We start from the raw sequence: 13,184 nt of genomic DNA on the forward strand, positions 1-13,184 counted from the left end.
TCAGCGCCTCTCCCCGTCGTCGCTGCCCGGGGCAGCGGTGCCGAACAGCTTCACGAAGACGAACGCGATGATCGCCACCGTGATGAAGATCAGCACGGACATCGTGGAGCCGATGCCGAGGTTGAGCCCCCGGATCAGGTTGTTGTAGGCGAGCATCGACACCGACGAGGTCTCGTTGCCGCCGTTGGTGAGCACGAAGATGTTGTCGAAGACCCGGAACGCGTCCAGGGTGCGGAACAGCAGCGCGACGAGGATGGCCGGCTTCATCACCGGCAGCATCACCTTGGTGAACCGCTGCCAGGCCGTCGCCCCGTCGGTGGAGGCCGCCTTGAGCAGGTCTTCGGGGACCAGCGCCAGCCCGGCCATCAGCAGCAGGGCCATGAACGGGGTGGTCTTCCAGATCTCCGCCAGCATGATGATCGCCAGCGAGCTGGCCCGCTCGGTCAGCGGCGCGCTGCCGTCGAAGAGGTTGGCCAGGTAGCCGGTGCCGGGCGTCCAGGCGTACCGCCAGGAGAACGCGGCGACGACCGTGACGATGCCGTAGGGGATGAGCGCGGCGGTCCGCACGATGCCCCGGCCGACCAGGGTGCGGTGCATGACCAGGGCCAGCCCCATGCCGAGCACCAGTTCCACCGCGACGGTGACCACCGTGATCAGCATGGTCACCCCGAACGCGGTCCACCAGAACTCGTTGGTGAGCACGGTGACGTAGTTCTCCAGCCCGATGAACTCGCGCTGGTCGGGAAAGCGCAGGTCGAAGCGCTGCAACGACAGCCAGACCGAATAGATGATCGGGTACGCGGTGACCAGCACCATGACCAGCGCGGCCGGGGCGCAGAGCAGCCAGCCCAGCTTTCGTTCGGCCTTCTTGTTCTCGCTCAACGGGGCTCGCCGGCTCACGGCAGGACCCCCTTGGACTGCAGGGCGTCGGAGATCGCGTCGCGCAACTCCTTGGCGGTCTGCTCCGGCCTGATCGCCGACGGCGGCGACAGGATCGCCGACATCACCGTGGAGATGCTCTGGTACGCGGGGGTCAGCGGACGGACCGCCGGCTCCTTCAACTCCTCCAGGATGGTCGCCTTCATCGGGTACGCCTCGTCCATCTCCGGGTCGTCGTAGACCGCCTCGATGGTCGGGGGCACCCCGTCGTTGATCGCGGAGAACTTCTGGTTCTTGGCGTCCCGGAGGCACTTCGCCGCCTCGAAGGACTCCGTCGGGTGCTTGGAGTAGGCGCTGACCGCCATGTTGACCCCGCCGATGGTGACCTTGCTGGGGGTGTTCGCGTCGACGCCGGGCACCCGGGCCCACTTGACCTTCTTGGCCAGCTCCGGGTCGGCCTCCTGCAACGCCGGGTAGACGAAGGGCCAGTTGACCTGGAAGGCGCCGTTACCCGACTGGAAGTCCAGCCGGACCGGATCCTCGGTGGAGTTGCTGAACGACGGAGACGTCACGCCCGACGTGGCGAACCGCTGGAGCTGGTCGAGGGCCTTCACCGTGCCCTCGTCCATCACGGCCTTCTTGCCGTCGTCGCTGAGGATCTTGCCGCCGGCGCTCTCGGCCAGGGTGTTGTAGAGCACCACCAGGCCCTCGTACTGCGCGCCCATGGTGAGCACCTGGTACGGCTTGCCCTGCCCCTTGAGGTCCTTGGCGACGGTGATCATGTCGTCCCAGCTCTTGGGGGCCTCCGGGACGAGGTCGCTGCGGTACCAGAGCAGTTGCACGTTGGTGTTCTTCGGCGCCCCGTAGAGCTTGTCCTCGTAGCGGGCGGTGTCCAGCGGGCCGGCGAGGGTGCCCTGTTCGACCTCGCTCTTGTCCTGGCCGGTCCACTCGCGGATCCACTTGGCGCTGGCGAACTCCTGGGTCCAGGTGACGTCGAGGCCGAGCACGTCCATCCCGCTGTCCTCGGCGGCCAGCCGGCGCACGAGCTGCACCCGCTGGTCGTCGGCCTGCCGGGGCAGCACCCGGTAGGCGATCTTGTAGCGCCCCTCGGCCCGGGTGTTGCAGTCGTCGACGACCTTCTGCAGGTTCTGCTCGGGCGGGTAGTACAGGTTGATCGTGGGCGTACCACCGCCACCGTCGTCGGCACCGCACGCGGCCAGCGGCGCGACCAGCGCCAGCGCGGCGGCGGCCGCCCCGGCCCGGAGCGCCGGCCGACGCCGGTGTCGGGCCGTTCCGGGATCCGTCATCGCCCCTCCCCTCCTTTGGCGAAAACCGGGGAGGTCACCCGTGCCCCGGTGCACGGCAAGCCGTTACCGGGCCGGTGAAGTGCGGAAACGCGCCGCCCCGGCCGTTCCGTGGGCCTACACTGCCCGACCTGCGAAGTCGTGAAACCTGTCGGTAACCGGAGTCCGGACCGGCTGAGTCGACCCGCACCGGCAGGGGCACGGCTCGCGCCGTTCGGGCCAGCCTGCGCCGTTCGTGCCGGATCGGTCCGGTTCGAAGCCGGGCGTCCGGTTCAGCGGCGGACTCTCGTCCAGGACAGGAGACGTCCGGTCATCCGGGCCGGCGGGTGCCCGGGGGGCAGTTGGGCGACGGCCAGAACGTGGGAGGGCGTGCGGAACACCTGGCCGGCCGGGTGCTGGTGCGCGACACCAGGGACTGCAAGGGCCGCACCCTCCACTTCGACCGTACGGCCTGGACGGAGCCCCGGTCGCCCCGCCCCGCCCCGGGCCGCATCGCCCGGTTGGCAAGATCGACTTGGTTGGGGCGGTACAGCGGTATCAAGGTGCGACGGACACCGCAACATCGGCCCCAAGGAGTCGATCAACCGGGTCGCCCGCGTCCCGACGCGCAGCGCGCCTCCCGGCGGGCGTCGCGCGTCCCGTCGGCTGTCGACGACTGTCCGGATGGCGGGCGCGGTGGGCTGTCCCCGGGCGTGCCGGGTGCACTAGCGTTGACGCACTCACTCCACCAAGCCAGCGCGTCGCCGTCGTAGTCGATACGCCTCCGGCCGACATCAGCCTGCCCGTTCGGAGGGTTCTCCCGCGAACTCCCACTGCGCGCCCACCGGTCCGGGCAGGATCGTCCTCAACGAGGAGGTGCCCCGTGGTGCAGGACACCCGCGCTCTCGCCCTGACGTTCGAGGTGAGCGGCCTGCCACCGGTGAAAACCGAGGCGCTGTCCATCTTCGCCGCCGGCCATCGGCAGGCGACGAGGGTACGCGCCCTGCTCGAGGCGGCCTGCGCCGCGGCCCAGCAGACCGGCTGGACGCCGTTGGCCGGGCCGGTCGAGGTCGACCTGATCCTGCGGTGTCCACCCGGGCACCGCACCTCCGACGCCAGCACGCTGCTGGGCGGGGTGTGCGCGGTGCTCCAGGACAAGAAGCGGGTGGCCAACATCGGGTTGGCCCACCTCGGGGTCCTGGTCGACGTCGCGCTCTACGCCGACGACCGGCAGATCCGCCGGTTGTCGTACCGGGAGGAACCGGCGGAGAACCTCTCGTACCAGGTCCGGGTGGCCGCCGCGCCCACCGTGGTTTGACCGACGTCCGCGGTGGGGTACCGCGGACGCCGACGAAGGGAGCACCGATGTCGGAGCCACATGTCACGCTCGACCCGCGCGGGCTCGACCCGGTGCAGCAGAAGCTGCGCGGCCCGCTGGAGGATCAGCTGACCTCGGCGCTGCAGGCCGCCACCGACCGGGTCCGCGCCAGCTACGCGGGCGAACCGGTCGAGCAGGTCTGTCAACAACTGCTCGACGAGACCCGTTCCGGGCTGCACCCGGACATCGCCGCCGGCTTCCGCCCCGACATGGACGAGTTCTGCCGGGTCGCGGTGGCGATCGTCCGCAACGAGATCTCCTGAACCCCGGCGGGGTCGGCGTCCGCCGGCCCCGCCACCACCCGGACGTCCGCCCCGGCCGGAACTGGAGCCCGGTCGGTCAGTAGCGGCCGAGGTTGGCCGCCGGGCAGATCACGATGCGCGGCGCGTACCGCGGGTCCAGCCAGCGCAGCACCGACACCAGGTCGGCGTGGGACAGGCTGACGCAGCCGGCGGTCGGGCTGCCGGCGGGGGTGCTGAACTCGTGCAGGAAGATGCCGCTGCCCGCGTCCGGCACCGGCTTCGGCACGGTCGGCGGCATGTTGTAGGTGATCACCGCGAGGTGGGTGTACGCCGGCACCTCCCGCCACAGCGCCTCGCTGTAGCCGCCCGGGTTCGTGGTGCTGTGCTGGAACGTGTTGTAGGCAGCCGAGTCGGGGTTCTCGTTCCACCAGTCGTTCGTGACCACCCGGTGGTACGGGAAACGTACGCCCGGGTCGGCGGCGATGCCGTACATGGTGGGGCCGAACGCGTACACGCCGGTCGGGGTGGTCGCCACCCCCTCGGTGTGGTGGTCGCTGAAGCCCTTCGCGCCCACCCGGGCGGGCAGCGGGGCGGAGACCGGAACCCAGTGGCCGCCCGCCCGGTGGAACGTCTCCAGGGTGGCGTGGGTGGTCGAATAGCCGCTGCCGGTGACGATGACGACCTGCCGGGTCGCGGCGGGCAGGGTGGTCAACCGGGAGGCCCGGTTCGGTGGCGGGACCGGCCGCCCCCGGCCCGCCGCCGGGTCCGTGTCGCGCCCGTCCGTCCCGGGTGTGGTCCGCATTCCGCCCATGATCGCACCACTGACGGGTTTCCGACGCCCCACCGTCCCGGGGCGGGCTGCCGCGCGAGCGTCGCCGAGGGGCCGCAGCGGTGTCGGTGCGCGGATCGGTGGGTCAGGGTCGGGTCCGCAACTCCCCGACCCTGACCGCCAGCCGTCCGGCCCGGCAGCGGTGCACGCCGGTGCGGGCGCGACGGTCGGGTCAGGCCGGTCCCGTCGGGCCCGGCACGCGGACCAGGCCCGCCAGCACTCAGCTCCCCGGTGCCCCGGTGCCGGACTTCGGCGCGTTCCCGACCACCCCGATCGGTCGTGAACGCCGGCCCAGGTTAGGCAGCCGCCGGATGACCGGGCAAGCAGGCCGACGGGGTCACGGAGGTGATTGCCGCCGAGGCGCAATTGCGGCATCCCGACGTGACACGGTCAGCCGGCCGGACGCTGTTGGCTCTCAGAAGTGGGCGAGCAGATCGGGGAAGGCGGCCAGCCGGATCACCCCGGTGTCGGCCGGGTCGAGGTCGTCGTCCTCCAGCACCCAGGTGTTCTCGTTGGGGATGAACACCGCCCGCATCCCCGCCGCCCGCGCCGGCAGGATGTCCGACTTCGGGGAGTTGCCGATCATCCAGGCGTCGGCCGGCGCGAAGCCGTGCTCCCGGGCCAGCCACCGGTAGGTGCCGGTGTCCTTCTCGGGCACGATGTGCGCTGCCGCGAAGTGGTGCAGCAGGCCGCAGGCGTCCAGCTTGCGCTGCTGCTCCACCCGGTCCCCCTTGGTCAGCAGCAGCAGGTCGTAGCGGGTGGCCAGGGCGTCGAGGGTGTCGGCGACCCCGGGCATCAGCTCGACCTCGTGGTTGACCAGCGCGGTGGCCAACCCGTCGATGTCCGCGCGTTCCCGGTCGGTGGCCGGTCGCTCCCGCAGCCGCTCCAGGCACTCGCCGAGGCTGCGCAGGAAAACCTTGCTGCCGTAGCCGTGGGCCACCGCGTTGGCCCGCTCGATGTCGTCGAGCACGGTTCGGATCTGGGCCCGGTCGAGCGTCGGGTGGTCGAGCCAGTCCAGGAAGTCGTCGATCACCCGCTCGAACAGGACGTTGTTCTCCCAGAGCGTGTCGTCGGCGTCGAAGATCAACGTCGTCGCGCCCGCCCCGGGGGCCGTTCCGGTCGCACCCGCACTCATCCGATCCCCTCCCGACCGATCGCCCCGCCCGGACGGCGGCGGCCGACGGACACGCTAGCGGCCCGACCCGCCCGGCACATCCGGGTTGTCCCGGCGCAGGGTCAGGATCAGGTCGGCCACCAGCGCGGTCCAGCCGGTCTGGTGCCAGGCCCCGAGGCCCGCGCCGTTGTCGCCGTGGAAGTACTCGGGGAACGCGATCAGATCCCGCCAGTCGGGATGGGTCTGGAAGAGCTGACACGCGCCGTAGATCGGTCGGCGACCCCAGTCGTCCCGGGTGAACAGGGCGATCAGCCGGGCGGACAGGTCGTCGGCGATCTCGTCCAGGGTGCACTTGCGTCCCGACCGGGTCGGGTACTCCACCTGGAGGTCGTCGCCGAAGAACGCCGCGTAGTCGCGCAACGCGCTGATCAGCAGGAAGTTCGTCGGCATCCAGATCGGGCCGCGCCAGTTGGAGTTGCCGCCGAACAACCCGCTCGTCGACTCGGCCGGCTCGTAGCCGACGCAGAACTCCTGCCCGCCCAGGTCGACCGCGAACGGCTTGTCCAGGTGGGCCCGGCTGAGCGTGCGCAGGCCGTAGTCGGAGAGGAACTCGTCGGGGTCGAGCATCCGGGCCAGCAGCCGGACCACCTGCTCCGGGCCGACCATCGACAGCAGCCGCTGCTGGCGGCCGTCCGGGCCGAGCCGGCGGGCCCCGATCACGTCGGCGTACTCGGGACGTTGGCTGAGGAACCAGCGCAGCCGGGCACCCAGCTCGGGCAGGCGTTGCAGGGTCCGCGCGCTCAGCCGGGTGGTGGCCGCCAACGGCAGCAGCCCCACCACCGAGCGGACCTTCAACGGCACCTGGGTGCCGTCGGCGAGGCGCAGCACGTCGTAGAAGAACGCGTCCTCGGCGTCCCACAGCCCCTGCGAGTAGCCGGCGGCGGCGATGTACGCGAAGTGTTCGAAGAACTTCGTCGCGGTGTCCACGTACGCCCGGTCGTGCTCGGCCAGCACGATCGCCATGTCCAGCAGGTTGAGGGCGTACATCGCCATCCAGCCGGTGCCGTCGGACTGCTCCAGCACCCCGGCCACCGGCAGCGCCGCCGAACGGTCGAACGGGCCGACGTTGTCCAGCCCGAGGAAACCGCCCTCGAACAGGTTGTTGCCGCCGGTGTCCTTGCGGTTGACCCACCAGGTGAAGTTCAGCAGCAGCTTGTGCATCACCCGGGCGAGGAACTCGTGGTCGCGCCCGCCGTCGATCTCGAACACCTTCAACGCCGCCCAGGCGTGCACCGGCGGGTTCACGTCACCGAACGCCCACTCGTACGCCGGGATCTGGCCGTTGGGGTGCAGGTACCACTCGCGGAGCAGGAGCAGCACCTGCGCCTTGGCGAAGCCCGGATCGACCCGGGCGATGGTGACGCAGTGGAAGGCCAGGTCCCAGGCGGCGTACCAGGGATATTCCCACGGGTCCGGCATGGAGATCACGTCGAAGCTGGTCATGTGCCACCAGGCGCTGTTGCGCCCGTGCCGGCGGCCGGCCGGCGGCGTCGACCCCGGATCACCCTCCAGCCACCGTTTGACGTCGAAGTGGTAGAACTGCTTGCCCCACATCAGCCCGGCGATCGCCTGCCGGGCGACCAGCGCCTCGTCGGCACTGGCCGCCGCCGGGATCACCCCGGCGAAGAACCGGTTCGCCTCGGCCCGGCGGGCCCACACCACCGCGTCGAACCCCGCGCCCAGCTCCGCCGGGGGCGGCGCGACGGCCCCGGGCGGCGGGGCGGTGCGGGTCAGCCGCAACCGGATCTGCCGCTGCCCGCCGGCCGGCACCTCCAGCACGTAGTGCAGGGCGCCCTTGGTCCCCTCCCGGTCCGGGTTGACGGTGGCGGCGCCGGCCACCACGTGGTCGTTGATCCCGTCCTTCGGGTACGGCGAGCGGCCGGCCAGCCCCCACAGCCGCTCGGCGTTGGTGTCGTTGTCGCAGAGCAGCGGGACCGGCTCGCCGTCGCCCTCCAGCAGGAGCTGCCCCAGCACCCAGTGCTCGCCGACCAGCCGGGCGCCGTCACCGGTCAGCCGGGGCACCCGGTCGGCGCCGGGCGGGCCCCAGGCCCAGGTGTTGCGGAACCACAGCGTGGGCAGCACGTGCAGGGTGGCCGCCTCGTCGGCCCGGTTGGCGACGGTGACCAGGATGCACAGGTCGGTCGGGGACGCCTTGGCGTAGTCGACGGTGACCGCCCAGTACCTGTCGTCGTCGAAGATGCCGGTGTCGACCAGCTCGTACTCGTTCTCGTCCCGGCCGCGCAGGGCGTTGACGGCGACCAGCTCGTCGTACGGGAAGGCGGCCTGCGGGTAGTGGTAGCGCCAGCGCATCCACGAGTGGGTGGGGGTGCTGTCGAGGTACCACCAGTATTCCTTGGCGTCCTCGCCGTGGTTGCCGCCGTCGCCGCCGAGGCCGAACATCCGCTCCTTGAGGATCGGGTCCACCCCGTTCCACAGCGCCAGCGCGAAGCAGAACGTCTGCCGGTCGTCGCAGACGCCCGCCATGCCGTCCTCGTTCCACCGGTAGGCTCTGGACCGCGCGTGGTCGTGGGGGAAGTAGTCCCACGCCGTGCCGTGCTCGCTGTAGTCCTCCCGTACCGTCCCCCACGCCCGCTCGGACAGATAGGGACCCCATGCGCGCCAGTCCTGCTCCCCGGCATCGGCCTGGGCGAGCCGGAGCCGCTCGGCGTCGGGGGACGGGGCGTCGGAGGGCGATCTGTCGGTGAACACCTGCACATTTTCGACGCCGCCGGGGTACTTGACCACAGCGGCCATTGTCGTCGTGGCGTGTTACACCTCGCCGCCACAGGAGGAAAGAAGTTGATCGAGTTCGGTTTCGGGCCGGGGGTCTGCGGTGAACTGGCCGACGGGGCGACCCGGGAATGGCTGGTCACCGACGGTCTCGGCGGGTACGCCATGGGCACGGTGAGCGGGCTGCGGACCCGCCGCTACCACGCTCTGCTGGTGGTCGCCGGGGAAACTCCGGCCGCCCGCCGGGTGGGACTGGTCAGCCTGGACCCGGCGGTGGTCCTGCCGTCCGGGGCCCGGGTGCGGCTCGGCGCGCACGAGTGGAACTCCGGGGTGGTCGACCCGCGCGGCTACGAATACCTGGAACGGTTCGACCTGGTCGACGGGCTGCCGCGCTGGCGGTGGCGGATCGGCGACGTGGTGATCGAGCGGGAGCTGGCCATGACCCACGGCCGGTCCGCGGTGGCGGTGGTGCACCGGCTGGTGGCCGGCGGCCCGGTCCGGCTGGACCTCTCGGCCGCCTGCACCTGGCGTGACGCGCACGGCGAGCGGCGGGCCGACGGCCCCACGCCCCGGGTGGAGCCGGCCGACGGCGGCGCGGTGGTCGAGGGCGCGTTCCGCCTCGCCGGCCCGGACTGGACGCCCGAGGGGCAGTGGTGGCTGGGCGTGCACCACCGCGAGGAGGCCGCCCGGGGGCTGCACCCCGACGAGGACCTGTGGTGCGCCGGGCGGTTCTCCGGCGCGCTGGAGCGCCCCGGGGACACCGTGTCGGTGCTGGCCTGGGCCGGTGACCTGGCCGAGGAGCCGCCCCCGGCGACGCAGGTGGTGGCGGCGGCCCGGCAGCGGCACCGGGCGGTGGTGGCGGCGGCGAAGCCGGCCGACGCGGTGGACGCGACCCTGGCGCTGGCCGCCGACGCGTTCGTGGTGCGTACCCCCGCCGGGCCGGACGTGGTGGCCGGGTACCCCTGGTTCGGCGCCTGGTCGCGGGACACGATGACCTCGTACGAGGGGTTGTTCCTGTGCACCGGGCGGGCCGACGAGGGGCGGGAGCTGCTGCGGGCGTACGCGGCGACGCTGTCGGAGGGGATGCTGGCGAACACCGCCGACACCGGTCGGGTGGAGTACAACACGGTCGACGCGACGCTGTGGTACCTGCACGCGGTGGGCCGGCACGTCACCGTCACCGGCGACACCGACCTGGGCGACGAGCTGCTGCCGGCGCTGCACGGGGTGGTGCGGGCGCACCTGGCCGGTACCCGGTACGGCATCGCCGTCGACCCGGACGACGGGCTGATCACCCAGGGCGGCACCCCGGGCACCGCGCTGACCTGGATGGACGCCCGGGTGTACGGGGTGCCGGTGACCCCCCGGGTCGGCAAGCCGGTCGAGGTGAACGCGTTGTGGATCAACGGGTTGGCCGGGTTGGCGGAGCTGACCGAGCTGGCCGGGCAGGACCCGGACGAGCTGTGGCGGCTGCACGACCGGGCCCGGGAGTCGTTCGGCAAGCGGTTCCCCACCCCGGCGGGCTGGCTGCACGACGTGGTGGACGCGCCCGCCCCGGCGTACCCGCTGGGTGGGGCGGCGCACCACGACGACGACCTGCTGCGCCCCAACCAGCTGCTCGCCTGGTCGCTGCCGTACGCGCCGTTGGAGCCGGACCCGGTGGCGCTGCGTCGGGTGGCGGCCGGGCTGTTCACCCCGCTGGGGCCGCGTAGCCTCGCCCCCGACGCGCCGGAGTTCGCGCCCCGGCACCGGGGGGGCCCGGCGGAGCGGGACGGCGCCTACCACCAGGGCACGGTCTGGCCGTGGCTGGTCGGGCCGTTCGTCGAGGCGTACCGGAAGGCCGGGCTGCCCACCGACGACCTGCTGGTCGGTCTGGTCGGACATCTGGGGGAATTCGGCCTGGGCTCGGTGAGCGAGACGGCGGACGCCACCGCCCCGCACGCCGCCACCGGATGCCCGTTCCAGGCGTGGTCGGTGGCCGAGCTGCTGCGCGTCCGACGGGCCCGATAGGTACCCGTTACACACCGGCAACGGTGGCGTCTCCGCTGGTTATCCAGTAGTCGGCAGGATGGGCCCCGACCCCGGGCCGCACACGGACACCCTCATGGTGTCCTACCGTCGCGCGCCCAGGACACCACCCGAAGGGGGCCGCATGTCACCGGACGCCGACGTGATCGACATCCACCCCGCCCGGCACCAGCGGGTGCTCATGCTGTCCTGGGAGTACCCGCCGGTACTGGTCGGCGGCCTCGGCCGGCACGTGCACGCGCTGGCCACCGCCCTGGCCGCCGCCGGGCACGAGGTCACCGTGGTCACCCGGCACGCCGAGGGGGCGCCGCTGGAGGAGTACGCCGACGGCGTACGCGTCCTGCGCGCCCCCGAGGACCCGGTGACCTTCCCGCTGGCCACCGGCTCCCTGCTGGCCTGGACGATGGCGTTCAACCACACCCTGACCCGGACCGCCCTGCGGGCCGCCGACACCGCCGACTACGACGTCGTGCACGCCCACGACTGGCTGGTCGGGCACACCGCCGTCACCCTGGCCGAACACCTCGACCTGCCGCTGGTCACCACCATCCACGCCACCGAGGCCGGCCGGCACCAGGGCTGGCTGCCCGGGGAACTCAGCCGCACCATCCACGGCGTCGAGCACTGGCTCAGCAACGCCTCGGCCCGGGTGATCGCCTGTTCCGGCTACATGCGAGCCCAGGTCAGCCGGCTGTTCGACGTACCGGCCGGGCGGGTCGACGTGGTGCCCAACGGGGTCGACGACCGGGCGTTCCGGGCCCGGCCCCGGGCGGTCGCCTCGGCCCGCGCCCGGTTCGCCGGGGACGGCCCGCTGGTCGGCTACGCCGGTCGGCTGGTCTACGAGAAGGGCGTGCAGCACCTCGTCGACGCCGTGCCCCACCTGCGCGACCGGCACCCGGGGCTGCGGGTGGTGATCGCCGGGGACGGCCCGTACAGGGACGAGCTGGTCGACCAGGTACGCCGGCTGCACGTCGGCGACAGCGTCCGGTTCACCGGTTTCCTCGACGCCGGGCAGCTCCCGGCGTTGCTCGCCGCCACCGACGCGACGGTCGTACCGAGCCTCTACGAGCCGTTCGGCATGATCGCCCTGGAGGCGGCGGCGGCCGGCGCGCCGCTGGCCGTGGCGAGCACCGGCGGGCTGGCCGAGATCGTCGAACCCGGGGTCACCGGGGTGACCTTCCCGCACAGCGACCCGGGCGCGCTGGCCGGGGCGGTCGACCGGCTCGTCGGCGACGAGGTCTTCGCCCGTCGGGTGGCCCGGCGGGCCCGCACCATGGTCGGCGAGCGGTACGGCTGGGCGGCCATCGCCGCGCGTACCGCGGGCAGCTACGCCACCGCCCGCCGCGACCACGACGGTTTCCAGGCCCGGCGGGCGGCGGGCCTGCTCGCCGGTGGTCGGCAACGGATCACCATCCCCGAGGGCAACCTGCTGCAATGGGACGGCGCGGCCTGCTGACCGGATCGAGACCTGACAACCGATAGGTCCGCCCCGATCCATTGGCTACGGTGTACCTCGGCCGATGGTGAGGAGAACGGTGCAGCAGGTAGTGATCGCCGGCCGGTACCGCCTGTTGAACTTGGTGGGCCGGGGTGGCATGGGCCGGGTCTGGCTGGCGCGCGACGAGGTGTTGCACCGCGAGGTGGCGGTCAAGGAGGTGGTGCCCCCCGCCTGGCTGGCCGACGACGAACGCGACGAGGTGCGGCTGCGGACGCTGCGCGAGGCCCGTACCGCGGCCCGGCTCAACCACCCCAACGTGGTCCGGGTCTACGACGTGGTGCAGGTCGAGGAACGGCCGTGGATCGTGATGGAGTACGTCCTGTCCCGGTCGTTGCAGACGGTGCTGGACACCACCGGCCCGGTCGACCCGGTCCGCGCCGCCGAGGTCGGGCTGGCGCTGCTGTCCGCGTTACGCGCCGCGCACTCCGCCGGGGTGCTGCACCGCGACGTGAAACCGCAGAACGTCCTGGTCGCCGACGACGGGCGGGTGATGCTCACCGACTTCGGGCTGGCCACCTTCGACGGCGGTGACGGGCTGATGACCCGCCCCGGGATGGTGCTCGGTTCCCCGCAGTTCGTCGCCCCCGAACGCGCCGCCGACGGGGTGTCCAGCGTGGAGGCCGACCTGTGGTCGCTCGGCGCCACCCTGCACGCCGCCGTCGAGGGCCGCTCCCCGTACGCCCGCAGCACCGCGATGGCCACCCTGGCCGCCCTGGCCACCTCCCCACCGGACCCGGCCCCGCACGCCGGGCCGCTGCGTCCGGTGCTCGACGGGCTGCTGGTCCGCGACCCCCGGCACCGGATCCGCCACGACGAGGCCGCCCGCCGTCTGGAGGAGGTGACCCGGGCGACGCCCCGGCCCGAGCCGCCCACGGTGGTGCTGCCCGTCCCCCGTCCGATGGGCGTGGCCCGACCGACCCCGCCGCCCGGCACGGGCGACCCGCCGACGCCCCCGCGTACCCGCGCGGACCTCGACGCCGAGCGGGACTGGGGACCACCGGGCCGCCGGGCCGCCGCCGACGCGGCCGACCGGCCCGTCTCCCCCACGTCCTCCGGTTCCCCCGGCCCCGAGCCGACCGGTCACCCGCTGGTGGGGGGCGCTCCCGGGCCCGCCGGGCCCGGCGGCCCCGGCCGGGAGCCGGC

10 protein-coding genes are annotated in these 13,184 nt (G+C 72.8%); 5 read left to right on the forward strand and 5 right to left on the reverse strand.

Features of this window, described 5'->3' with window-relative positions; genetic code table 11:
- On the reverse strand, positions 1–900 hold the full coding sequence (locus ACOJTC_RS13930) for a carbohydrate ABC transporter permease (protein WP_088647563.1): 900 nt from the start codon (positions 898–900) through the stop codon (positions 1–3).
- On the reverse strand, positions 897–2,186 hold the full coding sequence (locus ACOJTC_RS13935; protein ID WP_420117169.1) for an ABC transporter substrate-binding protein: 1,290 nt from the start codon (positions 2,184–2,186) through the stop codon (positions 897–899). Before ACOJTC_RS13935 ends, ACOJTC_RS13930 begins: the two co-directional genes overlap by 4 nt.
- Before the next feature lie 862 nt (positions 2,187–3,048).
- On the opposite strand from ACOJTC_RS13935, the gene ACOJTC_RS13940 reads away from it, so the two are divergent.
- Positions 3,049–3,480 (forward strand): hypothetical protein, encoded by a 432-nt coding sequence (locus ACOJTC_RS13940; RefSeq protein ID WP_204926243.1) that lies wholly within the window; start codon positions 3,049–3,051, stop codon positions 3,478–3,480.
- A gap of 47 nt (positions 3,481–3,527) precedes the next feature.
- Positions 3,528–3,803 carry a hypothetical protein gene (locus ACOJTC_RS13945; RefSeq protein WP_204926184.1) on the forward strand — a complete coding sequence of 92 codons (276 nt, stop codon included), beginning with the start codon at positions 3,528–3,530 and terminating at the stop codon, positions 3,801–3,803.
- A gap of 76 nt (positions 3,804–3,879) precedes the next feature.
- Here ACOJTC_RS13945 and ACOJTC_RS13950 read toward each other — a convergent pair whose 3' ends face one another.
- From ACOJTC_RS13950 to ACOJTC_RS13960, 3 genes are all read right to left on the reverse strand, one after another.
- Complete coding sequence (locus ACOJTC_RS13950; protein ID WP_420117170.1) at positions 3,880–4,584, reverse strand: L,D-transpeptidase family protein; 705 nt, start codon at positions 4,582–4,584, stop codon at positions 3,880–3,882.
- A gap of 442 nt (positions 4,585–5,026) precedes the next feature.
- Complete coding sequence (locus ACOJTC_RS13955) at positions 5,027–5,746, reverse strand: HAD family hydrolase (protein WP_420117171.1); 720 nt, start codon at positions 5,744–5,746, stop codon at positions 5,027–5,029.
- A gap of 54 nt (positions 5,747–5,800) precedes the next feature.
- On the reverse strand, positions 5,801–8,539 hold the full coding sequence (locus ACOJTC_RS13960; RefSeq protein ID WP_420117172.1) for an MGH1-like glycoside hydrolase domain-containing protein: 2,739 nt from the start codon (positions 8,537–8,539) through the stop codon (positions 5,801–5,803).
- A 45-nt stretch (positions 8,540–8,584) separates the two neighbouring features.
- Between ACOJTC_RS13960 and ACOJTC_RS13965 the strand changes: the two genes are divergently transcribed.
- The 3 genes from ACOJTC_RS13965 to ACOJTC_RS13975 all read left to right on the forward strand — a co-directional run.
- Positions 8,585–10,525: an amylo-alpha-1,6-glucosidase gene (locus ACOJTC_RS13965; RefSeq protein WP_420117173.1), complete on the forward strand. Its 1,941-nt coding sequence runs from the start codon at positions 8,585–8,587 to the stop codon at positions 10,523–10,525.
- Between the two features lie 142 nt (positions 10,526–10,667).
- Positions 10,668–11,999, forward strand: a complete 1,332-nt coding sequence (locus ACOJTC_RS13970; RefSeq protein WP_420117174.1) for a glycosyltransferase family 4 protein — start codon at positions 10,668–10,670, stop codon at positions 11,997–11,999.
- Positions 12,000–12,138: 139 nt separating this feature from the next.
- A partial coding sequence (locus tag ACOJTC_RS13975) for a serine/threonine-protein kinase (protein WP_420117178.1) occupies positions 12,139–13,184 on the forward strand: 1,046 nt, incomplete at its 3' end.

It is taken from the genome of Micromonospora sp., assembly GCF_048594385.1.
Lineage (GTDB): Bacteria > Actinomycetota > Actinomycetes > Mycobacteriales > Micromonosporaceae > Micromonospora > Micromonospora wenchangensis.